Source organism: Candidatus Poribacteria bacterium, assembly GCA_021295755.1.
Taxonomy (GTDB): Bacteria; Poribacteria; WGA-4E; order WGA-4E; family PCPOR2b; genus PCPOR2b.
This window is the reverse complement of record JAGWBT010000026.1, coordinates 22,937-45,493: the sequence shown is the minus strand read 5'-3', so window position 1 is coordinate 45,493 and position 22,557 is coordinate 22,937. Positions and strand designations below refer to the sequence as shown.

Below are 22,557 nucleotides of genomic sequence, written 5' to 3'. Positions count from 1 at the left end.
CACCATTTACTATGCGTTTTAAGAAGTGAGGAAGCGAAGAAATGATGAACACAGATACCGCGACAATCTATGCGAAGGGCGGTGGGGGCGGAAACGGCTGCATCAGCTTTCGCCGCGAAAAGTTTGTGCCGCGCGGTGGTCCGAATGGCGGCGATGGGGGACACGGCGGAAGCGTTATTTTGGAAGTTGCCGAGGGAATAAGTACGCTCATTGATTGCCGATATAACCCCCACCAGGTTGCGGAGAATGGTCAACACGGCATGGGGAAATTGATGCACGGGGCGGACGCTGACGATCGAGTCGTCAAAGTCCCAGCAGGTACGATTGTGCGAGTACCGGAAACAGAAGAAGTTATCGTTGATTTGAAAATGGTCGGACAGCGTGCGGTTATCGCACGTGGTGGGATTGGCGGCAGAGGCAATGCGCGATTCAAGAGCAGCACGTTCCAAACCCCACGTGTCGCCGAAAAGGGGGAACCAGGGGAGGAACGTAACGTCACGCTAGAGGTCAAGTTGATTGCGGACGTTGGCTTGGTCGGTTATCCGAACGGCGGCAAATCGACACTGCTTGCACGCACCTCCGCGGCAAAGCCGAAAATTGCGGACTATCCGTTTACAACGCTGACCCCCAACCTAGGGGTTGTCCGAGTTGATCCTGAACAGAACTTCCTGCTCGCAGATATTCCCGGTCTCATTAAGGGGGCGCACGAAGGTGCCGGACTGGGCCATGACTTTCTGCGACATATTGAACGCACGAAGATGCTCCTCCACATCATCGACGCTGCTTCTGTCGATGGACGCGATCCAATCGCCGACTACGAACAGATCAACATGGAACTCGAACGGTACAACCCTCGCTTGATTCGCCTGCCACAGTTAATTGTCCTCAATAAAATTGACCTTCCTGATGCACAGACCAATTTGCAGCGAGTCAAAGACTACTTCGGGAAACGGCGTGTTTTTCCGGTCTCTGCAGTTACCGGCGACGGGATAGCCCGGCTCATTAGAGCAACATATCAACTCCTGCAGCGGATAAATGAGCGGATTCGTGAACAGCAAGAAACTACGGAACCTCAACCGACCTTCCACCTCCCCAAACCCAACGAACGATTTGAACTCGTCGCGCGGTCAGGTCGTTTTATCGTGCGTGGCGAAGAACCTCGTCGCGCTGTTCTCATGACCGATATGGACAATGACCAAGCACTGGTTCTCCTCCATCGAAAACTAAAAAAAATGGGCGTCCTGAATGCGCTCATCAAAGCTGGTATCACGGACGGCGATACCGTCCAAGTCGATGCCTTCGAGTTTACATATAGCGCTGATGAAATCAACACAAATTGAACCACGTCAACTGTTGGCGCGCGCTCGACGCGTCGTCGTGAAGGTTGGCAGCACGACCGTCTCAAAGAACTTCGACCTTAATCCCGAGCGATTGGATGCGTTGGTGCAAGATCTCGCCTCGGTGAAGCAAAAGGGTAAAGAGATCATCCTCGTCACCTCTGGTGCAATCGCTGCTGGCACAGGAAGATTAGGGCTCACACAACGTCCACAGACGCTCCCCGGACTGCAGGCCGCAGCGTCAGTGGGGCAGACCCGCCTGATGCACGCCTATGAACAGCGATTTTCACAATACAGCCAGATCACCGGGACGATGCTTCTGACGCAGGATGACTTCAATTTCCGCGAACGTTATACACATATGAGCAATACCTTACGCGCACTTCTGCGACTTGGTGTACTTCCAATCATCAACGAAAATGACACGGTCGCGGTAGAGGAGATCAAGGTCGGCGACAATGATACGTTGGCGGCGTATGTGACTAATCTCGCAGAAGCGGATTTGCTAATTATCTTGTCGGATCAGGATGGATTTTATACCGCAGATCCTCGCAAGGATCCCGGCGCAAAATTAATCAGTTTCGTCTATGACGTTACTGATGAACTCAAACGGTCGGCGGGAAGTGCTGGTAGCCAGAGTGGCACCGGCGGTATGACAACGAAACTACACGCTGCTGAAATTGTGACCGGATCGGGTGAGATGATGGTACTTGCAAATGGCACCGAGTTCCAAGTTGTCAGCCGCATACTAGCGGGGGAAAAGATCGGCACGTTATTCCTCCCACAGGAGCGGATGTCAGGACGGAAGCGGTGGATTGCCTATTCGCGCCCACCAAAAGGACATCTATTCGTGGACGGAGGGGCACGCCGTGCGTTGGTTCATCAAGGTAGAAGTCTTTTACCGTCCGGGATTCAACGGGTAGAGGGAAACTTTAATCACGGAGACACCGTCTCCTGTCGAGACGAAAACGGCATTGAACTTGCCAGAGGGCTTGTTAATTATAATACTCATGAATTGAAACGGATTATGGGTAAGCAGACCAGCGAAATTGAAAAGCTACTCGGCTACTACTCTTATAACGAAGTGATTCACCGGGATAATTTGGTTGTGATGCACAGGATAGAAACGTGAGAAGCGTATGGTGCTCAATCCAAAATATCCAATAATTGAACATGAACAGGCTGCCGAGACTGTTGCGGATTTCTTTGCCGTTTCCCCAAAGGTTCAAGCAGCCTCTGACAAAAAAACGGGCTTCAAAGATTAAATCTCTGAAGCCCGTCGATTACTTTAGTGTTTAAGATTGGATTCGGAATATCGATTTAGCTCAATTTATCAAGTTCACTCAATACCTGATTCACGGCAAGGGTGTTGTCTGGTGGGGCATCTTCGACATGCTTGAAAGCAATATTGCCTTCCGAATCAATGATGATAACGCCGCGATTCGTGATTCCGACCTCTTCAAGTGCCATCCCAAACTGCTTTGATACTTCAAGATTCATGTCGGCGAGGAGCGGGAATTTAACACCACCAAGTTGCTCGCTCCATGCTTTATGCGCAAACGCTGAGTCACGGTTAATCGCGATGATATCAGCATTTTTCGCGCGAATCTCATCAACCTTTTCATTAAAATCAGGAATCTGTTCGGAGCAAACTGGCGAGAAATCGAGTGGATAGAATATCACCACTAGATTCTTGCCTTTGAAGTTGTCCAGAGAGACTTCTGTATCCTCGGCACCGAGAGTGCCAGCAAGTTTAAAATCAGGTGCAGTGCTTCCTACATCTGCCATATAAGTAAACCTCCTCCTAAAAGTCTTGTTGTGATTCAATAGTTGGTACAGTTGTGTTTGCGCCGCAAAGTCTATCACACATTTATGGATGTGTCAAGTGGAGAGTCGGGCTATGAATATTTGAACATCGAGCAGACAAGGACAGACAGATTGCTTGGGGATTATTATGGGCATGCCTAGCCCTTGTCAATGAACCATCGCCGCCACCGCTGCCAGATTAATTTTCGCTTGAGGCTTTTCACATGGATCCGATGCACAAACAACTGTTTTCCTTCCAGCTCAAGCACAGGAATTAATTCTTTATATTTTATGAATAAACCCAAATTTGCTGTGATGTCGATTTCTTCAATCTGGATTGGGAATTGCGCTGCGATCGATTCTAGGCATTCCTTCGCTTCATCGCAAAGCGGGCAATCAGCTTTCGTGTAAAGTTGGAGTTTGATTTTATCCATTAGTTGGGGACCTCAGATTTTATGGCGGTGTATTGGGCTGATTAAGCGATGGGCAGATAGGCAGTAATCAGACACATCTCTATTTTCGCAAAAGTAGGTATCAGCGTCAAACTTTTTTAGCACTATTCTCGCTTGACATGGGGGTTGCCATGAAGTATAATCATGCTTTTCAAACTTTTTGGGAGACCTATCATGAATCTTGTTTCGTTAAAAAACTGGTCGACAGAAGATGTGATCGCGGTTGTTGAGGGCAGCATCGCAATCAAAAACAACCAAGAACAGTATGCGAATACTACGAATCGGCGCAGCCTTGCCATGCTTTTCCAGAAGACCTCAACCCGAACCCGTTGTGCTGGGGAAGTCGGTATGACTCAATTGGGTGGTCATGCCGTTTATCTGGATTGGCGTACCACCAATTTCGCGCTTGCAGATTTGCGCGATGAAATTCGTGTACTGTCGGCTTATTCAGATCTTATTCTCGCTCGTTTTCTCAAACATGCAGATGTCGTGAAAGCAGCCGAGAGCGCAACGGTTCCGGTCATCAACGGGTGCTGCGACCGTTACCATCCGACCCAAGCACTCGGTGACTTGATGACCATACAGGAAAAATTCGGACGTATCGAAGGGATTAAGCTCACTTATATCGGGGTGCACAATAACGTATGCAACTCGTTGATTACCGCCGGGCTAAAGACAGGCATGGAAGTAACGGTCGTTGCGCCGGAGATGAATCCTGCAGCTGTCGATGAGGAACTCTATGAAACAGCGCGTAAAGCGGGGACCTATAAAGCATCAGATCAGCTCCACCCAACGATTGCAAACAGTGATGTTGTGTATACAGACACATGGGTCGATATGGAGTTTTTTACGGATCCATCGTTTAAGGAGGAGAAGGAACGACGAATTGAAACCCTATCACCCTATCAGTTGAACGCTGAGTTACTCGCGGGGCAGGAGGTCCTCGTTATGCACTGTCTGCCCGCTCACCGTGGTTATGAGATTTCGGGCGCAATCGTTGAGGACCCGAGATCGATTATGTTTGATCAGTCGGAGAACCGACTTCATAGCATGAAAGGATTAATCCTGAAACTGTTGGGAGCACTATGAGTTATTTCACTCACCTCGAATGCAGCCGTTGCGCCCAAACCTACGACCCCAACCTCCCACAGAACTTGTGCACGGAGTGCGGGAAGCCTCTATTTCCGCGTTATGCGTTGGATAAGATTGCTCAAACTTGGGATAAATCTTCCCTATCGGGACGTGAGGCATCAATGTGGCGATATGCCGAACTTCTTCCCGTAATTGACTCGCGCCACATCGTTTCCCTGAATGAGTCGATGACACCGCTCCTGCCAGCACAACGGCTTGCTGCCTTCTTAGGACTCGAAGCGTTGTGGGTGAAGGATGAGTCCCGTCTGCCAACCGGCAGTTTTAAGGCGCGTGGATTGGCAATGGCGGTTTCCAGAGCCAAAGAACTCGGATTAACTAAACTCGCGATTCCGTCCGCAGGTAACGCAGCGACTGCACTCGCTAGCTATGCAGCCCAAGCGGGGATGGCGGCGCATATCTTCATGCCCCAAGATGTTCCGCCGTTTAACCGTAACACCTGTCAACTGGCGGGCGCAAATGTTACGCTCATTGACGGATTAATTACGGATGCGGGAAAAATCGTTGCCGAGCGTAAGGAAGATGAAGGGTGGTTCGACGTTTCAACCCTCAAAGAACCGTATCGCGTTGAGGGAAAAAAGACGATGGGCCTTGAGATCGCGGAACAGTTTAATTGGGAGCTTCCCGATGTCATCGTCTATCCGACGGGAGGAGGCACGGGAATCGTCGGAATGTGGAAAGTATTTCAGGAGTTGGAAGCTATCGGGTGGATTGATGAGAAACGTCCGCGTATGATCTCCGTACAGTCGACGGGTTGCGCGCCAATCGTCAAAGCGTGGCAGGACGGTGCAGCTGAAGCCGAACCGTGGTCAAACGCACATACATCTGCCGCCGGCTTACGAGTGCCACAGGCTGTCGGCGATTTTTTGATTCTCGAGGCTATTTACCAGAGCAATGGTGCTGCAGTTGCCGTCACCGATGGCGAAATACAGGAGGCAATGGCAACCTTGGCAACGCAGGAAGGCATTTTGGCTTGCCCTGAAGGTGCAGCAACGGTTGCGGGACTCTGTAAACTGCTGAAAGCCGGGGAAGTTCAGCCGGATAACAGGGTGGCACTGTTCAATACAGGTGGATATCAGGCGTGAATCCGCCTGTCAACTCTTTATTCGAAATGTAGATAAAAACTATGAACGAAACAACGTCAATTCTTGAAATTACCAAGCTGACCAAGCATTTTGGCGGCGTGACCGCCGTGTCAAATGTTGATATATCTGTGCAAGAAGGACAGATTGCCAGCCTAATTGGTCCCAACGGCGCGGGCAAAACGACACTTTTTAACTGTGTCACAGGACTGGAACCTCCATCCGAAGGGAGCGTCAAGTTTCAAAATCGAGACGTTGTTGATCTGCGTCCGGATCAGATTGCGGAAATTGGAATGGCGCGCACATTTCAAAACATCCGGCTGTTTTCTGAACTGACGGTGTTAGATAATGTGAAAATCGGGAGGCACTGCCGGTCAAAAAGCCGCCTCTGGAACTCAATCAGTCGTAACCAAAAACAGCGTCAAGAAGAATCACACATCACGTCGCATGCGTTTCAGCAACTCAACTTCGTGGGATTAGAAGGCTTTCGGGATCAGCTTGCCGGCAATCTTTCTTATGGCGACCAGCGACGAATTGAAATTGCACGGGCGTTAGCGATGGGGCCAAAACTGCTGCTTTTAGATGAACCCGCGGCGGGCATGAACCCGCAGGAAACACAACAGTTAATAGAACTCATCCATGCGATCCGTGACAAAGGAATCACGATTCTGCTGATTGAACATGACATGAAAATGGTCATGCAGATTTCAGACTGGGTTACTGTAATCGCTCAGGGAGAAAAGATCAGCGCTGGCGAACCTGAAGCAGTTCAAAACGATGAGCGTGTAATCAAAGCTTATCTTGGGGAATCCTACGATGCTCAAACTTAACGAGATTCACACCTACTATGGCAATATTCGGGCCATCAGGGGTGTCTCCTTTTACGTTGAAGAAGGGGAAATGGTCTGTTTGATTGGAGCCAATGGAGCGGGCAAATCAACGACATTGATGACAATATCGGGCATCCATCACCCCGCGCAAGGGACAATTACCTTCGAGGGGGACGATTTGACCGAGACCTCAGCAGAAAAGCGCGTCCAATTGGGAATTTCGCAGGTACCCGAGGGGAGACTGATTTTTCCTGAAATGACAGTGTTAGAGAATCTTGAACTTGGTGCATTCCTGCGCAAGGATACCCCCGGCATCAGAGAAGATCTTGATCGGGTTTTTGATCTTTTTCCAGTTTTGCGTGAGCGAAGAGGGCAGCAGGGCGGCACATTGAGCGGTGGTGAACAGCAAATGCTGGCTATCGGTCGTGCGCTTATGTCACATCCCCGTCTCCTGCTGCTTGATGAACCTTCGCTTGGACTTGCACCACTTCTGGTTGAGCAGATTTTTGAGATAATTCAAGAAATTAACAACCAAGGCACCACTATTCTTCTGGTTGAGCAGAACGCGTATCTCGCCTTACAGACTACCCATCGCGGCTACGTTATGGAGACAGGGGAGATAGCTATCGAAGGCACATCATCGGAACTTTTGAACGATGCACGAGTACGGGAGGCGTATCTAGGGGAATAGCGACGGGGCAGGAAGATTTTTTTTGGCTGCGAGGATTGGATTTCACTTGCGCCCCCGAGCAAAACATCGTGTTGAGGGACAGAAACTCAGCTGCGCTTGATAGTGAATCCCTTCAAGTGTTCAACCCAACCTACGATACTTCGCAAGCTAGAGGCAGCGGGGCGCATTCAACCCGTAAACAGAGCGGTGACATTCAATGTGGGTGGGGATCAGGCGTGAAAGCGTTTTTGGGTTGCCATAACCTGCTGGACACCCATTTCTCTCTCAACAGCGGGTGGTTTGTTGCTGTTGACCGCTTCTAAAATGAGGACGCCCACAGCGAGTACAAGAACAGCAGCACAACAAATAACTCCCCACTTCCCCTTCAAAATCTCCATGAATAGGAAAGTCATACCGAGTAACACATAAAATATACCCGCATAGATACTTCCTATTGCCAAAGAATACACCCCAATAGAAATAATGATAACTGAAGCCACAAGACCGAGAGGTTTTCTGATTGCCATTATTTTATCTCCGATGTGATCTATATGCAGTAGGAGATTTAGTAACAGCAAGCCAATACAAACTGCACCGATGGCGACAGCCCCTTCATTGAACCCTTTTCGCCAAAAAGATAGTGCGAAGAAAAAAGTTACCACTACCGGCACATATTGTAGGATTCGTGCAATATGGCGAATTTTCTTGTTTCCTAGCATTCTCATAAAATTCCTCCTCTGCTCTTTTTTGGTTCAGTAATATACAAGACAGTGTGGAGTGTTTTTTTCGGGGTTCGTAGGAATAGGATTCAAATTTCTCTATCTTCAAGCCGTGTCCAACCCCGTCCGGGGTGGAATGCCCCTGCTCCATGAAAGCGCTCCCGGATTCTACGAAATTCTTCTGGGCTGCGAACCTCCTGCTCCGGGTGTTCGGGATTACGCAGGACAAAATCGGCTTCTGGCGGATAACATGCCATAGTAACTGTTTCGCGTTCCGGCGTATAGGATTCCGGACCTTCATCTGCGTTGTTTGGGGCTTCAGCACTTTGGTAGCGCAAGTCTACGCTCCAGCGCACCTGTTCACTGTGATTTTCAAATGAGGCATGTGGGGTCAAGTTGGTCATGAACAACACATCCCCTGCCTTCATCTCCATCGGAATGGGTCCCGTGTCTGGAAATTCATCGGTGGGTATTTCGAGGAACCCACCATGTCCCCCGGTATAATGCCGATAAACGCCCCGCCGATGCACCTTGGGCATCACGTAGAGACAACCGTTATTCCGGGTCGAATCAACTAGAGGAATCCAGCAGGTAACGAGCAGGTGTTTATCACAGTGAGGGAGGAAATACCCGGAGTCTTGATGCCACGGCACTTCACCACGTTCCCACTCTGGTAGTTTCGGGCGAATACGATACGCAGAAGCACCAATAATGGTGGGACCGATAAGGCTTTCGACGCAAGAGAGTAGGGGAGAGTGGGTGAGCATACCGAACATTGATGCCCCACTAAAACCACCCCCGCCAGACCCCATGACACCTCTGGTAATCTCTATCGCAGCGTCGAGGTTGGATTTTCTGATATGCCCCAAACGGTTGCCGAAAGGTTCGTCGGGATAGATGTTCTCCAGGACGCCTTCAGCTTGCAGGCGTTTCGCTTCTGCGTCGACTATTTCGCTAAGCGCATCTTGGATTGGTTGTAGGGCTTCTACCGAAAAGACACCCGATTTCACCACATATCCCTCTTCATTAAACTGTTGTAACTCCGTATTGGTAAGGCTCATTGATATCTCCTCCAAAGTTGATTTAGTCCGTTTTAGCGATTTTCTATAATTGCTCAAAAATAGTGATAGGTGGTTATGGATTTGTTTAGTGTACCAAAATCGAAACAGAAAAGGCAAGCAGGAAAAATATGAGTAAAAAAAAGACATGGGATGTCATTGTTGTACGGGATGTTACGGTCCCCATGCGAGACGGCGTGAATTTGGTCGCAGATCTCTACTTTCCGGCGGCAGACGGTCGTCCGTTGGAGGGCAAACTGCCCGCTGTTCTGCAGCGAACCCCCTACAAGAAGGAAAGTTACGAGAACATGGGGAGTTTCTTCGCCAAGCACGGTTACCTATCGGTGGTGCAGGACTGCCGTGGTCGCTTCAAATCTGGTGGCGATTTTTTCCCGTTTCGAGATGAACCGCAAGATGGTTATGACACAGTGGTCTGGCTTGCGAATCATCCGTCTTGTAACGGGAAGGTGGGTATGTATGGCTGTTCTCACATGGCTTGGGTGCAGTTCCACGCGGCAACACAGAACCCGCCGGGATTAGCCACAATAATCCCGTATGAAGGTCCCATCAATGCGTATCACTACAGTATGCGTGGGGGTGGTGCGCTGCATTTGGGGCTTTTGAAGTGGATTCTTGAAACGGCAACAACTAGCCAAGAAGCACAGCAAAATCCCGCTATCGCCGAAGCGGTTCGGACGATGAGTTCAGGTCAGAACTTTCTGAATTGGGCGTCTCGAATCCCGTGGAAACGCGGACAGACGCCGCTCAGTATTACGCCCAAATATGAAGACGCTGCCTTTCAACTCTACTTTGAGAACTACGATTATACGGACTTTTGGCGTCAACCCGGCTTCGCGATGGACGAGTATTTTGACTGTTTTCCGGAGATACCCATTTTATGGGTCGTTGGTTGGTATGATTGGTATCCACGCACCATTATCGACGGTTACCAGAAGATGGTGAAGATGCAGCGAGAAAACCAATATCTCCTTGTCGGTCCTTGGACGCATAACAACTTTAATTCGTTGTGTGGGGATGTGAATTTCGGAACGACAGGAACGATTCACAACTACGACGATTTCTTGAATTTGGAGTTGGCATGGTTTGATCGCTGGCTCAAGGACGATCAGGGCGCTGACATTGGAACGCCGGTCAAGGTGTTTGCTATGGGTGGCGGGAACGGGAGACGCGACACTAACGGAAGGCTGAAACACGGTGGAGAATGGCATTACGGCGACATTTGGCCCCCCAAAGGCATTGAACCAACACCATTCTATCTACACTCAGAGAGTCTGCTATCGCGAGAGAAACCGAGTCAGGAAAACGCAGGAACGTCCTATACCTATGATCCACGGAATACGGTTTCGAGCAATGGCCGTTGTATCATTCCCTACGGTCCAGCCGCCGAGGGCGGGTTCTCCGGGATGGGACCACGCGATCAGATTGATTTGGAAACCTTGCCGGGGCACGGCATTCCGGGTATGCCCATTGCTTCCCGTCCAGATGTATTGGTTTTCCAGACCCAACCGCTGTCCGAAAACATCAGAATTGCCGGAAATATAAAGGTAATCTTGTGGGTATCGTCAGATTCGCCCGATACCGACTTTTTTGTGAAACTGATTGACCTTTATCCCTCAAGTCCCGATTATCCGACGGGTTACGCCTTCCCTGTGTCCGAAGGTATCCTCCGTGCACGCTATCGGGAGGGGTGGGAGACATCGAAGCCCATGGAGCCGGGGAAGATATATCAGATCGAGATCCCGCTTGAGCCATCCGCTAACCTGTTTGCAGCAAACCATCGGATTCGTGTCGATATATGTAGCAGCAATTTCCCAAATTTTGACATCAACCGCAACACCGGTGATCCGAATGATGGGCGGTGGCGTATCGCTGAAAACACGATCCATCATGAGATGAATCACGCTTCCCACATCGTGCTGCCCATATACCTTCTTGATTCTTAAGTCTCCGAACAAAGGACAAGTGCACCTGTGTAGGCATGGGCGAAATTTCGATTACCAATGGGAGCAAATTCGGCATTCCCGAAGAAACCGATAATCGGCAGATCCGGAAATTTTTCCTTGATAATCTGAATATCGTGATTTGGCTCACCGTATAGCCCAGCCCCCCTGCCCAAGCAATTGAAGTAAAGCCCGAAAGCTGGTGGATGTGCCTGCGCGCTTTCATGCAGCCGATTCACAATAGCCTGAATATCTTCTGAAGCCGCAAAAGGATTTCGCAAGTGAAACTGTACGATTTGTCCCGTTTCGATTCTCTCTGCAACTCCGATTGCAGCATTCTGTGGATCGATGCCTGTGATGTTACGAATCAGATAGTCGCCCGGTTGTGGTGACCGATTTGATTTATCCATAGCGATACCTACAAAAATCATTCTGCCTGAACGCTGTATATCTTCCTCGGTTAGCAGTGCAAGTGATTCTTGTAACACCTCTACCGCTTCCCTACCATCTAGCTCAAAAATCAGGTTGTCCTCTGCGCCAGTGATTTCAACCGGACTTCCAATCGGTTGGCACCCTTGTGCGACGCCAATCTCGGTGTGGAAATTCCCCGTCAGCAGTACACCTGCGACACTCGATTCTGTAATCGCCGTCCCACACCATTGGTGCATTTGACCGCTCATCGGATCTCCAGATGCAGCCCCTCCAACGATGGGAAGCGTATCTCCATGTCCTCCGATCTGTTGGACCAGTTCAGCAGGTTGGACACATCGCACATCCGGCAAAACGACCAAGAGTGACTTTTCACGGAGTTCTGGCTGTATTTGATTGCGTATCGCCGTGCCGGCAGGAGCTGCTCCATCTTCGGATACACAGAAGGAAAGAGCAGACAACTGGTCTGAACGTAATACAAGCACAGCAACGACGGATTTTCCCTCAAACTCGCCGTCTGACGTGAGAATACCCATCCCGCTACAACCGATTAGATGTTCGCACCCCGATGTCTTCTGTACTTCTTCACATAATTGTGCGTACTCACTTTGATAGTCTGCCGTAGCGAAAACAAACGCGAGGTCGGCTTTTGCCAATTTTGCCTTGCCCATTGCGATTGTGGTCGCTTGTTCAGCGGCTTCAGAGCCTGAAGCACTGAGACTGTGACCAACACCAGCACGTATCATTGGTCTCACCTTGCCTTTCTGTAACTCAGAATACTAGATGGCTGGTCTACTATGATTATTCTCTATTATCACGCTCTATAACGTTGTAATTGCGGAGTAGATCACAGTTTCCCGTCTATGATGACAAATTCCAACCGGTCGTGAGCCTCGCGTAGGGCGGCTTCGACACTTTCAGGGGAGTTGCCCCTCGCAAAGATAAATCCAAGATACCTCGCACCTTCCGGCAGAGGAAGGACTTCCTGCCCAATCGGGATGCTGATGGTAACCTCCTCAATGCCTGAGACCTGTTCCGCGTCGGTTTTGCCTCGTACCTCCTGCAAAATTCCGGCGCGAGGAATAGGAATCATCATCACGCCAGCCGGCTGCCGTTCACGCTGTAACGAATCAACTTCCATCCCGATAGCGTGTCGAATGATGAGTTCTTCAAGCGAGATCCCTGCGCCAAAGCGCAGCGTACGCGCACAAAGCCCACCAATTGACCGAGCGGCGATTTCGATTATCCATGCGCCATCGTCATTGACTCGCAGCTCCGCATGGACGGGTCCTTCCCGCAAACCTAGCACTTCTGCTGTTCGTGCCGTGCACGATATAATGTCGTTTTGGACCTCGGCTGGCAAGCGGGATGGGGTGACGTAGAGTGTTTCCTCGAAGAAGGGGCCATCTAGTGGGTCGGGTTTATCAAAAATAGCTAGTACCTTCAGTCGCCCTCGAATCAGGATGCCCTCAAGAGCGACTTCTATCCCCGGTATAAAATCTTCAACAAGAATTTGCTCTGTTCTAGCATCCTTTCGTGATTTAACGTCGGACAAGCCTAAAATGCTAACAACTCTTTGGAATGCCGTCACAAATTCCTTCAAATTATTCGCACGGATGACACCCCGACTCGCGGAAAGAGAAAGCGGCTTGAGGACACATGGAAAGTTTACAGCAGTTGCAATTTCGGCTGGATCCGCCCTGATTGAGACAAGTTCGAAGTGCGGTGAGGGGATACCTCCCGTTGCAAGCACTTTTCGCATCTGATATTTGCTGCGGGTGGTGCGAGTAGATTCCACGGAATTATGCGGTAGGTACAACGCCTTGGACACCATTGACACCACAACTGTTGTGTCGTCGTCAACCCCTACAACCGCATCAATAGGGTGCGTTTGCGCGAATGCAACGATGTCCTCCGTTGCCTTCTCAGGTTTTCTGAAGTTAATGACCAAGGACTTTCGAGGCGATAACTCAGACAACGTTTGCGGTTGATCTGATCCAATCGCAACCGCCACCCCTAACTGCGATGCCGCTGAGAGAAATGCCTTGGCGCGATATGTTTTCGTGGGCAGGAGCAGAAGAATACGTTTCCTATTTGGGTTCATAGCAGATCTTCCAACTGGAGGCTGGTAGCTATTCAAGGTTCAATTGGGAAATTATACAAGACCTATCCATCTAAAGCAACCGGAAAAAGGCACATAGAATGCAATTGCAATTCGCTACGTTCTATGTTAAACTATGAAAGTTCCGAAGGAAGTTTGGCAACTTTTTGAGAAACCATCGATATGACGTTATCCACCAATGCTGATAAATTGATAATGGAGATTCTTTGCGCTTAGAACTCACATGCCTAATTTCAAGGAGTGAAAAAATGATGTACCGAAAGTTTTTGGGCATCTTTGCCCCTATCGCAACCATCAGCATTTTAGCGGGGTGTGCACCCAAGCCACAGATTGAAGTCTATATGGAACCAATTGCCGGCAGAAAACACGCCCAAATCGATGAACAAACAGGCTCTATCTCCGTGGAGCAGCGCGGCGTTCAAATTACGCTTGAACCACTCGATGAAGTGGAACTGTTTGAACTCACAGAAGATCCACGGATTAATCCGTTTCTTGGGATTGACCGTTGGGGGAACGTTGAACCGCTGTATACCGTCTTCGGTATTCGCATAGAAAACAGATCTAATTCGCGGGTTATTGTTGATCCCACAGCAATTTTAGTCGATCTAAACGGTGAGCAGTATGCCACCCTCCCTTATGACTACTTCAAAGAACTCTATGAAAACATAAGACCAAGAACAGTGGCATTCTACGACCCGGGATATCGATACCGTTATCCTTACCCACGTTCTTACTATCGGAGTCCCTACCGTCGCTATTACCCCCCCCCATATAACTATCGTTTAGGATACCGGTACCGCTACCCTTACACACCGTATCGGGTGTATGATTACTATCCGGATCCAGCTGCAGCCAATCATGAACGACTAGTTGCGCGTGAAACGGTGTTCGATGGCGGGCGGCTGTTCTCAGGTGCGCAACGTGAGGGACTTTTGGTGTTTGATAGACTGGACATCGGCACGACGGATGTAAAGGTTATCTTGCCGAAAGTTCAAATTATCAATAAGAAGAAAAAACGGTCGGCATCTGATTTCGTTTTTGATTTTCGACAAGTTGTCAATGTAAAAGAATGAAATCTTTGACAAAGCTAGACCGAATCACTTAAATTGTCAGCAACGAAAAGTAGATCGTGATTTCGTTGCTGACAGCTTTTTGTCTGAAGATGAATCCATCAAGGAGGTATATATGAAGAAAAACAGAGCGCGTTCAACCGCCTCGCTTGTCATTTATGTCGTAACATTTGTTATGATTGTGGGTTTTGCACTTACCGGCTGTGAAAAAAGAAATGAGATTAAAGTCGCTGTTGCGGGTCCCTATACCGGCTCTGTTGCTGCTTTTGGAGAGATGATTAAGCGTGGTGCGGAACTCAAGGCAAAAGAGATTAATGCTGCCGGTGGCGTCAACGGCAAAACACTAACGCTTATCTTTGAAGATGATACCGGCAAAGAGAAAGAAGCCAGCCTGGTTGCAGAGCGAATCGCGAGCAATCGGCAGATTCTTGCAGTCGTTGGACACTTTAATAGTTCCTGCTCGTTAGCTGGTAAACCGATCTATAAACGTGCTGGTATAGTTGAACTCTCGCCTGGCTCGACCAACGTCCGTGTTTGTGCCGGTAGCGAGTGGACATTCAGAAATTTGTACCGTGACGATTTTCAGGGAGCGTTTGTAGCTAGGTATATCAAGAATGTATTGGGAGACATTCAAAAAGTCGCCATCTTCTTCGATAATGATGACTATGGGCGTGGTCTTAAAGATGGTTTTACCGAGGTTGCTGAAGAACTCGGTCTTGAAATCGTCGCAGCTGAGGCATACGATCGCGATAACACCGACTTTAAGGCGCAACTGACAAGCATTAAGGCGAAGCAACCGGATCTGATTTTTCTCTCAGGGTTGTACAGTCAGGCGGGATTAATCGCCTCACAAGCCCGTGAGGCAGGCATCACAGCGCAACTCTTTGGTGCGGATGGCGTTGATTCTCCGGATTTCCTTGAAATCGCTGGCGACGCGGCCGAAGGCACGTATGTCTCGACACCATTTGTGTTTGAGCTCGGCGGACCCGAAGCGCAAAGGATGGCGGTGGCGTTTGAGGAAATGCATGGGGTCGCTCCGGATACTTGGGCAGCGCTAACTTATGATGCGGTCGGCATGATTGTCGAAGCGATCGAAAAAGGTGGTGAAAATCGCAAAGCCATTCGTGATCATTTAGCGTCAATTGACAGTCCTGAAAAAGGGTACACCGGCATCACAGGTTTGACCTATTTTGATGAGAATGGGGATTGCACCAAGCCGGCTTATGTCAAGATTGTCAAAGATGGTCAGTTTGTGCCTGCTGAGGGGCAGATGCTTAGTACAGAGTAACGTGCAAGGCGGTGTCTCACGTAGCTGCTGTGGAACCCTGTTCTGTGCTTCGCTGACTTACCCGTTGACATTTCACACATAACGTCGTAGGAGTTTTTAATTTTTTTATGGCCCAATTTCTGGAACAAATTATTAACGGACTCGTGCTTGGCGGCATCTACGCCCTAATTGCCGTGGGCTATACGATGGTCTACGGCATCATCCAGCTCATCAACTTTGCACACGGCGAAATTTTTATGTTCGGTGCGTATTTTGCCTTCTTATGTGTCACGACCTTCGGCCTTTCATTTTGGGTTGCATTACCACTTAGCATGACCCTGTGCGCGTTGATGGGGATGTTGATTGACTTCGTCGCCTACCGGCCGCTCCGTAACGCCCCACGTCTCTCCGCCCTGATTACCGCCATTGGCATGTCCCTGATGCTGCAAAATCTCGCTCGCTTGATTTGGGGGGCAAGATGGCGCAAATTTCCCGCCGAAGCAACACCCACGCTCTTAACGGGCAATACTATCCCCTTACCCGGTGGGGCACAAGTTTCATTCCTAGATGTCTTTATTATCTTGCTCGCCATCGGCTTGATGATTGGCTTAAACCGGTTAATTCACTTAACAAAAATTGGAAAAGCGATGCGGGCTTGCGCTCAAAACAGAATCGCAGCAAGCTTGATGGGCATTGATACCAATCGCGTAATCACCGTGACCTTTGCAATTGGATCCGCACTGGGGGCCGTTGCCGGTGTCATGGTTGGGCTGCGTACTACAAAGGGGTCGCAGCATTTGCCGCCGCTGTGCTTGGAGGGATTGGTAACATTACCGGCGCAATGCTTGGCGGCGTGGTACTCGGGGTTGCCGAAGCCCTCGGTGCTGGCTACATCTCTTCTGAGTACCGTCTGGCGATTGCTTATATCATTATGATTCTCGTTATTATCTTTCGACCGTCTGGACTGTTGGGGAAATCAACAGCGACACGGGCTTAATCCAATAAACCAACATGCCGAAAAAGCTATTTACTTCCAAAACCATTATCCTCCTTGCAGCGATACTTCTATTTCCGCTTATAACCTACGGCTCAGACCGTATTGTAGATCTGTTATATGAACGCAACATGGTCTTACCGCTACCAAGCGGAGACTACATCCTCCGAGTCGTGGTGCAGGCTTGCCTCTATATGCTACTGGCTTTAGGGCTCAACATCGTGCCGGGATTCACAGGATTACTTGATTTGGGATATGTAGGATTTTACCTCGTCGGTGGGTATACGGCGGGGCTGTTGATGGCAAGGCTCGGTTGGAGCTACTGGATTGCGCTGCCACTTGCTGCAATTCATGGCGCACTCTGGGGTCTATTACGCGGTGCTCCTACCTTGCGTCTAACAGGAGATTATTTTGCCATCGTGACCTTTGGGTTCTCGGAGCTCCTTTTCAGAATCGTGAAAAATGAGGAATGGCTCATCGGTGGTCCCAACGGATTTGTAAATGATATTCCAGCCCCTACCTTTTTTGGATATGAACTCTACGAATACTGGCAACAGTATTACCATATCCTGATCTTGTTGGCTCTTACAGTTATCGTTGTGTATCGTTTGCAGAATTCGCGTGTCGGGCGAGCGTGGGCGGCAATCCGAGAGGACGAACGGGCAGCAGAGAGTATGGGGATTAACCTCCGCGAATACAAATCCCTTGCCTTTGCTGTCAGCGCGGCAATTGGAGCCGTTGGCGGTGCATTCTTTGCACAATTTCAGGTCAATATCAGTGCAGGTGCATTTGAATTTTGGGAATCTATCTTCATCCTATGCATGGTCGTACTCGGTGGCCTGGGCACCATCAAGGGCTCAGTTATCGGGGCCGGCCTCCTAGGGGTTTTAGGAGAGCTCCTACGTCCATTCGGTGGATGGCGCTATCTAATTTTTGGCATTATCCTAATCCTTATAATGCGTTTCCGTCCAGCAGGATTGCTATCAATGAAGGAGCAAGCCTAACCACAGACTCAGCAAGCGGTCAAGGGCCGATTTCGTTTTTGATTTTCGACAAGTTATGAACGTAACAGAATGAGACCTTTGACAAGATTAGACGGAATCACTTAGATTGCCAGTAATGAAACTTCGTTGCTGGCATTTTTTTGTGGCAGGACATACAGATGAGATAAAAAAGGAGCAAATATGCAGTAAAAAGCACCGTGGTTTTATAGTAAGGCAGGAGTGGCTATCCTACTCCTAGCGTTATTGACGATTCTATATGTGGTATCTGCTTGGGCACAAGAAAGCGGAGAACCTTCTGCCCTTGATAAAGCTAACGCGACAATTGGCGCGGTTCTCTTTTTTGACATCGCCTTTGGTTCTATTCAGATTGATGAGGGCGACCGAGATGGAAATCCGGTGCTGGACGCATCCGGCAATCCCCAGAAAAAGGTTATTAGTCTTCCTTTTCTTATTGTTATCCTAATCCTCGGTGCAATCTTTTTTACTTTCTGGTATCGCTGGATCAACGTGCGGGGATTGAAGCACTCCATCAACGTCATTCGAGGGAAATATGATAACCCAGAGGACACCGGGGAAATCTCCCATTTCCGTGCCCTGACAAGCGCGTTGTCTGCAACGGTTGGTCTCGGCAACATTGCAGGCGTAGCGATTGCTATTCAGTTAGGCGGTCCGGGCGCTGTTTTTTGGATGCTTATCGCAGCGGTATTCGGGATGACTGCAAAGTTCAGCAGTTGTACTTTATCCCAACTGTATCGGCAGACAAATGCAGATGGTAGCATCTCCGGCGGTCCCATGTACTACGTCGATATCGGATTGAAACAGCTGGGAGGCAGTTGGGCACCTTTGGGGAAAGTGCTAGCAATCATGTATGCACTGATGGTCATGGGAGGTGCCCTCGGTGTCGGAAATATGTTTCAGGTAAATCAGACAGCCGAGGCGTTTCGGAGCACTTTCGGACTTTCAGCAGGCGCGAACTGGATCATCGGTATTGTAATAGCAATTTTGGTGGGGGCAGTGATTATCGGTGGGATTAAACGAATTGGCGCAGCGACCTCTAAAATTGTACTTGCCATGTGTGGTTTGTATGTATGTGTTTCGATTCTAATAATTTTGATGAACTTTACCAAAATCCCTGAAGCCATCGGTCTTATCTTTAGCATGGCTTTCACAGGTAATGCTTTCTACGGCGGATTTTTTGGCGTACTGGTCTGGGTATCAAACGCGCATCTTTTTCAAATGAGGCGGGAATCGGCAGTGCTGCTATCGCTCACGCAGCAGCAAAGACAGAAGAACCTGTTCGAGAGGGTATCGTGGCGATGGTTGGTCCCTTCATTGATACTATCATCGTATGTTTGATGACGGCGATGGTAGTCATCATTACGGGCGCATGGAATGATCCCAACCTATCACAGTCTGATGGCGTTACGCTAACGACAAAAGCGTTTGAAAGTGCCATAGGTTGGTTCCCGTTGATCCTTACCATCAGTATCGGGCTGTTTTCCTATTCCACAATGATTTCTTGGGCTTACTACGGCGAACGGGGTTGGATCTACCTGCTCGACCATTTCGGTGGTGCCGGCCTAAACACTGTTATCGTTTTCAGAATTATTTTTATCCTTTTTGTTATCGTTGGTGCAGTCAATAAATTGGATGCTGTTTTAGACTTTTCGGATGCGATGGCTCTCGGTATGGCTTTCCCGAACATCATTGGAAGCCTCCTCCTTGCACCGAGGGTACTAGGAAAAGTCAGGGACTATTGGAACCGTTACCAATCGGGCGAAATGCAACAGGTTTAATAAATGGTGCAAATGTGAGACTGTAGTGCTTCCCCGTAGCCCAAGATTCCTAAGCCAATAAATCAACCGAGGATCTTGGGCTACAACAGGTCACATATAACGATAGAAGTTCAGCCGGATAGCAATGGTAACTGCACAGGCTGCCCTGTTTCATAGCACTGTAAAGCGGCGAAAGCAATCTCGTGCGTTTTAATAGCATCCTCTAGATTACAGTGCGATTCTTGATCATTCAAGATGGAATCAACAAAGTGATCCATCTGTCCTTGGAACGGATGGTGCGTGACATCGGCACTGTCTGGCATGATGGCTGGAATCTCCACCCATCCATTCTGTCCCGGATATTTGTGTGACCAGACCCGATTGTCTTTGATCGATCCACGGTTGCCAAAAATCTCAAGTGGGAAGGTATAGGGCATGATGCATCCGTAATTGACAGATACCTTACCCAACACACCGTTGGCAAATTTGACAAGACAGATTTCAAAATCGTCATATTCCAGCGGTGGTGCCTCCTGCCATCGGGACGTGAAGTAGTCATACTCCTCCGAAACTCCTTTGCGATAGCCCCCGGAATAAGCGAACACTTCGATGGGATCGGCAGCTTCGTACTTACCTTTGGCAGCAAACCAGCGAAGTGAATCAGCGGCGTGGCAGCCACCTGTAATCATCGCGCTCACACCTGTTGATTTCTTTCGGGCGTCCTCGTAACCTGTCCACCAACTAGCGATATCGTGCTGATAATCTGTTTCGACAAAGTAGGGATCGCCAATCGCGTTATCGGCAACCATTGCTTTGAGGGTCTCAAAAAGGGGATTCCAGCGTAAGACGAAACTCACTATTGTCTTCACCCCTGCTGATCGGACTGCATCACGCATCGCCTTGATTTCTTCTAGACTATTGGCAATCGGCTTCTCAATAACAACATGTATCCCGCTCTCTGCTGCGGCAATCGTATTTTCTGCATGTAAGTATTGAGGCGTACAGACAGAAACGATGTCTACACCATCATGCTTGAGGGCTTGCTCGTAGTTATCATAAAGCCCAATACCCTCTAATCCCGCCTCCGTTGCACGCGCTTGACAACTTGTTAATTTCCGGCTTGAGATTGCAACTACTTGTGTGTGTGGATTTGTTTCAAACGCTTTAATGTGTTGCGTCGATACCCAGCCTGCTCCGTGTACTAACACCCCTAATTTTTTTTCAGACATCTTAATCTCCTCTTTCTGTTTCGTAGTCTTGATAACAGCATAAATCAATCCTTCAATCAAGTCAACCCTTTTTCGGAACCGCCCTGGCAACCTGCCCTGGTACTCCCAACCGCTGAGATGGCACTCGCCATACTTTCACGTTGACATCGATCTGAGAATTCGTATAATCAAGCCCACATTGTAAAGGTGATTATGGGAGAAGAGAGAGTAAGGCCACGAACTAGCTTAGGTCAGGTTCATCAGGGAACACACTTGAACTCAAGGAGAGAAACGGATGCGTTATCCAGCCAACCAGCAGGTGGTACAAGGAGCAGATCACAACTTTGACGCCAATGTTTATACGCGTCTAGGTGTCAAACCGTTCATCAATGCTAACCTTCCCTTCACGTTTCTGAGCGCGACGGTGGTATGGCCAGAGGTGCGCCGTGCAATCGATGAAGCAGCGCATTATATGGTTGATGTGGTCGAATTGCAAAGGGCTGTGGGCAGACGGCTTGCGGAAATTTCGGGTGCGGAATCCGGCCTGGTCTCTTCTGGTGCTGCGGGATCTATGGCGCTGGCAACAGCAGCATGTATCGCCGGCACCGATCCGGAGAAGATTTGGCAACTGCCTGACACCACGGGTCTTAAAGATCAGGTGATTATGTGGGGTGGACGTAGTATCTTTGACAGTGCGTTGCGACTAGTGGGAGGCAAGCCGGTAGTGGCTAAGTCGCTGGACGCACTGCGTCGCTCCATCAACGATAAAACCGCCATGCTTTGTACGGGATATTCCGCTGATCCAGATCCTGTCAATCCACCTCCGCTAGCAGAGATGGTGGCGATATGTAAGTCTGCCGGTATACCCGTATTTGTGGACGCAGCCGGTGGTATCCCGCCCATTGACAATATCCAGCGGTATGCACGCATGGGCATAGACCTGTATGGGTTTAGCGGCGGCAAAGGGTTACGGGGACCGCAAGCTAGCGGCCTGTTGCTCGGGCGCCGGTACCTGATTGAGGCAGCGCTTGCCAATGCCACCCCAGTTGAGGGTGCCGTGTGCCGCGCAATGAAGGTCGGAAAGGAAGAGATTATCGGTTGTATGGCAGCGCTTGAAAAGTGGCTGACGATTGATCTTGATGCGTTGTATCGCGAACAGACGGAAACTCTGAAAATAATCGCGGGGTATGTTGAATCTGTGCCCGGTATTGAAACTAAGATTGAACTCCGTAACGGTAGTAACCGCTTCATGCAGTTGATTGTGGATTGGGATGAAGAGGCTTTGGGGCTGACTGTAGATGAGTGCGGACGCGAGTTGCGCGAGGGGAGTCCGCCTATATCGGTGCTGTGTAACTATAATCCTTATGTGACGAGGGTCCGCGAATTTTTCCCCCCGGCTCCCCCTGATGCAAGATTAGTCAAGCGGCAGAGTAGTCCACTGACAGTGTTCTCTCTCAGCCTTCAGCCCGGCGAAGAACGGATTGTTGGCACCCGACTTCGTGATGTATTGTTTGCAGCACGTGCCAGGACCTCGGCACGGTAAGTTGAGGGAATCAGGGCACTAGAACCTTACCAACCCCAAACATGAATCTGGGTATTCATATCAAATGGGCAAGAAAGCTTT

At 49.3% G+C, this 22,557-nt stretch carries 18 protein-coding genes and 2 pseudogenes; 13 read left to right on the top strand and 7 right to left on the bottom strand.

The window, feature by feature from the left end:
* The first annotated feature begins 44 nt into the window (after nucleotides 1–44).
* Both obgE and proB read left to right on the top strand, forming a co-directional pair.
* Nucleotides 45–1,340, top strand: a complete 1,296-nt coding sequence (obgE, locus tag J4G02_05245; protein MCE2393983.1) for a GTPase ObgE — start codon at nucleotides 45–47, stop codon at nucleotides 1,338–1,340.
* The gene (proB, locus tag J4G02_05240) at nucleotides 1,321–2,469 is read left to right on the top strand and encodes a glutamate 5-kinase (protein MCE2393982.1); all 1,149 of its coding nucleotides are present in this window, start codon (nucleotides 1,321–1,323) and stop codon (nucleotides 2,467–2,469) included. The genes obgE and proB overlap by 20 nt, the downstream gene beginning before the upstream one ends.
* A gap of 188 nt (nucleotides 2,470–2,657) precedes the next feature.
* Here the strand turns inward: proB and J4G02_05235 are convergent, their stop codons facing one another.
* Both J4G02_05235 and J4G02_05230 read right to left on the bottom strand, forming a co-directional pair.
* Nucleotides 2,658–3,125 (bottom strand): redoxin domain-containing protein, encoded by a 468-nt coding sequence (locus J4G02_05235; protein ID MCE2393981.1) that lies wholly within the window; start codon nucleotides 3,123–3,125, stop codon nucleotides 2,658–2,660.
* A 176-nt stretch (nucleotides 3,126–3,301) separates the two neighbouring features.
* Complete coding sequence (locus J4G02_05230) at nucleotides 3,302–3,577, bottom strand: glutaredoxin family protein (GenBank protein MCE2393980.1); 276 nt, start codon at nucleotides 3,575–3,577, stop codon at nucleotides 3,302–3,304.
* A gap of 192 nt (nucleotides 3,578–3,769) precedes the next feature.
* On the opposite strand from J4G02_05230, the gene argF reads away from it, so the two are divergent.
* Genes argF through J4G02_05210 form a run of 4 tightly spaced genes read left to right on the top strand, consistent with a single transcriptional unit; the run spans nucleotide 3,770 to nucleotide 7,347 of the window.
* On the top strand, nucleotides 3,770–4,684 hold the full coding sequence (argF, locus tag J4G02_05225) for an ornithine carbamoyltransferase (GenBank protein MCE2393979.1): 915 nt from the start codon (nucleotides 3,770–3,772) through the stop codon (nucleotides 4,682–4,684).
* Nucleotides 4,681–5,829, top strand: a complete 1,149-nt coding sequence (locus J4G02_05220) for a threonine synthase (GenBank protein ID MCE2393978.1) — start codon at nucleotides 4,681–4,683, stop codon at nucleotides 5,827–5,829. The genes argF and J4G02_05220 overlap by 4 nt, the downstream gene beginning before the upstream one ends.
* A gap of 41 nt (nucleotides 5,830–5,870) precedes the next feature.
* Nucleotides 5,871–6,656: an ABC transporter ATP-binding protein gene (locus J4G02_05215; protein MCE2393977.1), complete on the top strand. Its 786-nt coding sequence runs from the start codon at nucleotides 5,871–5,873 to the stop codon at nucleotides 6,654–6,656.
* A complete protein-coding gene (locus J4G02_05210) occupies nucleotides 6,643–7,347 on the top strand; it encodes an ABC transporter ATP-binding protein (GenBank protein ID MCE2393976.1) in 705 nt (234 codons plus the stop codon). The genes J4G02_05215 and J4G02_05210 overlap by 14 nt, the downstream gene beginning before the upstream one ends.
* 209 nt (nucleotides 7,348–7,556) lie before the next feature.
* On the opposite strand, the gene J4G02_05205 is transcribed toward J4G02_05210, so the two are convergent.
* Nucleotides 7,557–8,051, bottom strand: coding sequence for a hypothetical protein (locus tag J4G02_05205; protein ID MCE2393975.1), 495 nt, complete (start codon nucleotides 8,049–8,051; stop codon nucleotides 7,557–7,559).
* An 83-nt stretch (nucleotides 8,052–8,134) separates the two neighbouring features.
* Nucleotides 8,135–9,106: a phytanoyl-CoA dioxygenase family protein gene (locus J4G02_05200; GenBank protein ID MCE2393974.1), complete on the bottom strand. Its 972-nt coding sequence runs from the start codon at nucleotides 9,104–9,106 to the stop codon at nucleotides 8,135–8,137.
* 128 nt (nucleotides 9,107–9,234) lie between these two features.
* Here J4G02_05200 and J4G02_05195 point away from each other — a divergent pair, with 128 nt between their 5' ends.
* Nucleotides 9,235–11,067 carry a CocE/NonD family hydrolase gene (locus J4G02_05195; GenBank protein MCE2393973.1) on the top strand — a complete coding sequence of 611 codons (1,833 nt, stop codon included), beginning with the start codon at nucleotides 9,235–9,237 and terminating at the stop codon, nucleotides 11,065–11,067.
* On the opposite strand, the gene J4G02_05190 is transcribed toward J4G02_05195, so the two are convergent.
* Together J4G02_05190 and J4G02_05185 are read right to left on the bottom strand one after the other, a co-directional pair.
* The gene (locus J4G02_05190) at nucleotides 11,064–12,239 is read right to left on the bottom strand and encodes an FIST C-terminal domain-containing protein (GenBank protein MCE2393972.1); all 1,176 of its coding nucleotides are present in this window, start codon (nucleotides 12,237–12,239) and stop codon (nucleotides 11,064–11,066) included. The two genes, J4G02_05195 and J4G02_05190, sit on opposite strands and share 4 nt — an antisense overlap.
* Nucleotides 12,240–12,340: 101 nt before the next feature.
* The gene (locus tag J4G02_05185) at nucleotides 12,341–13,597 is read right to left on the bottom strand and encodes an ATP-grasp domain-containing protein (GenBank protein ID MCE2393971.1); all 1,257 of its coding nucleotides are present in this window, start codon (nucleotides 13,595–13,597) and stop codon (nucleotides 12,341–12,343) included.
* Between the two features lie 266 nt (nucleotides 13,598–13,863).
* On the opposite strand from J4G02_05185, the gene J4G02_05180 reads away from it, so the two are divergent.
* The 5 genes and pseudogenes from J4G02_05180 (at nucleotide 13,864) to J4G02_05160 (ending at nucleotide 19,746) form a co-directional block, all read left to right on the top strand.
* Nucleotides 13,864–14,688: a hypothetical protein gene (locus J4G02_05180; GenBank protein ID MCE2393970.1), complete on the top strand. Its 825-nt coding sequence runs from the start codon at nucleotides 13,864–13,866 to the stop codon at nucleotides 14,686–14,688.
* Nucleotides 14,689–14,800: 112 nt separating this feature from the next.
* Entirely contained in the window at nucleotides 14,801–15,973 is a 1,173-nt protein-coding gene (locus tag J4G02_05175; GenBank protein ID MCE2393969.1) for an ABC transporter substrate-binding protein, read from the top strand.
* 107 nt (nucleotides 15,974–16,080) lie between these two features.
* Nucleotides 16,081–16,949 (top strand): annotated as a pseudogene (locus J4G02_05170) (branched-chain amino acid ABC transporter permease).
* A gap of 128 nt (nucleotides 16,950–17,077) precedes the next feature.
* The gene (locus tag J4G02_05165; GenBank protein MCE2393968.1) at nucleotides 17,078–17,950 is read left to right on the top strand and encodes a branched-chain amino acid ABC transporter permease; all 873 of its coding nucleotides are present in this window, start codon (nucleotides 17,078–17,080) and stop codon (nucleotides 17,948–17,950) included.
* A 219-nt stretch (nucleotides 17,951–18,169) separates the two neighbouring features.
* Nucleotides 18,170–19,746 (top strand): annotated as a pseudogene (locus J4G02_05160) (alanine:cation symporter family protein).
* Nucleotides 19,747–19,856: 110 nt separating this feature from the next.
* Here J4G02_05160 and J4G02_05155 read toward each other — a convergent pair.
* Nucleotides 19,857–20,954 (bottom strand): Gfo/Idh/MocA family oxidoreductase, encoded by a 1,098-nt coding sequence (locus J4G02_05155; protein MCE2393967.1) that lies wholly within the window; start codon nucleotides 20,952–20,954, stop codon nucleotides 19,857–19,859.
* A gap of 274 nt (nucleotides 20,955–21,228) precedes the next feature.
* On the opposite strand from J4G02_05155, the gene J4G02_05150 reads away from it, so the two are divergent.
* A complete protein-coding gene (locus tag J4G02_05150) occupies nucleotides 21,229–22,476 on the top strand; it encodes an aminotransferase class V-fold PLP-dependent enzyme (GenBank protein ID MCE2393966.1) in 1,248 nt (415 codons plus the stop codon).
* The last annotated feature ends 81 nt before the right edge of the window (nucleotides 22,477–22,557 follow it).

What these genes read in the sequence shown, in the direction of transcription:
- J4G02_05150 (MCE2393966.1), top strand. Translation starts at nt 21,229, where the DNA reads ATGCGTTATCCAGCCAACCAGCAGGTGGTACAAGGAGCAGATCACAAC.
- J4G02_05185 (MCE2393971.1), bottom strand. Translation starts at nt 13,597, where the DNA reads ATGAACCCAAATAGGAAACGTATTCTTCTGCTCCTGCCCACGAAAACA.
- obgE (MCE2393983.1), top strand. Translation starts at nt 45, where the DNA reads ATGAACACAGATACCGCGACAATCTATGCGAAGGGCGGTGGGGGCGGA.
- J4G02_05235 (MCE2393981.1), bottom strand. Translation starts at nt 3,125, where the DNA reads ATGGCAGATGTAGGAAGCACTGCACCTGATTTTAAACTTGCTGGCACT.
- argF (MCE2393979.1), top strand. Translation starts at nt 3,770, where the DNA reads ATGAATCTTGTTTCGTTAAAAAACTGGTCGACAGAAGATGTGATCGCG.
- J4G02_05230 (MCE2393980.1), bottom strand. Translation starts at nt 3,577, where the DNA reads ATGGATAAAATCAAACTCCAACTTTACACGAAAGCTGATTGCCCGCTT.
- J4G02_05195 (MCE2393973.1), top strand. Translation starts at nt 9,235, where the DNA reads ATGAGTAAAAAAAAGACATGGGATGTCATTGTTGTACGGGATGTTACG.
- proB (MCE2393982.1), top strand. Translation starts at nt 1,321, where the DNA reads ATGAAATCAACACAAATTGAACCACGTCAACTGTTGGCGCGCGCTCGA.
- J4G02_05210 (MCE2393976.1), top strand. Translation starts at nt 6,643, where the DNA reads ATGCTCAAACTTAACGAGATTCACACCTACTATGGCAATATTCGGGCC.
- J4G02_05190 (MCE2393972.1), bottom strand. Translation starts at nt 12,239, where the DNA reads ATGATACGTGCTGGTGTTGGTCACAGTCTCAGTGCTTCAGGCTCTGAA.
- J4G02_05220 (MCE2393978.1), top strand. Translation starts at nt 4,681, where the DNA reads ATGAGTTATTTCACTCACCTCGAATGCAGCCGTTGCGCCCAAACCTAC.
- J4G02_05205 (MCE2393975.1), bottom strand. Translation starts at nt 8,051, where the DNA reads ATGAGAATGCTAGGAAACAAGAAAATTCGCCATATTGCACGAATCCTA.
- J4G02_05215 (MCE2393977.1), top strand. Translation starts at nt 5,871, where the DNA reads ATGAACGAAACAACGTCAATTCTTGAAATTACCAAGCTGACCAAGCAT.
- J4G02_05180 (MCE2393970.1), top strand. Translation starts at nt 13,864, where the DNA reads ATGATGTACCGAAAGTTTTTGGGCATCTTTGCCCCTATCGCAACCATC.
- J4G02_05175 (MCE2393969.1), top strand. Translation starts at nt 14,801, where the DNA reads ATGAAGAAAAACAGAGCGCGTTCAACCGCCTCGCTTGTCATTTATGTC.
- J4G02_05155 (MCE2393967.1), bottom strand. Translation starts at nt 20,954, where the DNA reads ATGTCTGAAAAAAAATTAGGGGTGTTAGTACACGGAGCAGGCTGGGTA.
- J4G02_05165 (MCE2393968.1), top strand. Translation starts at nt 17,078, where the DNA reads ATGGTCTTACCGCTACCAAGCGGAGACTACATCCTCCGAGTCGTGGTG.
- J4G02_05200 (MCE2393974.1), bottom strand. Translation starts at nt 9,106, where the DNA reads ATGAGCCTTACCAATACGGAGTTACAACAGTTTAATGAAGAGGGATAT.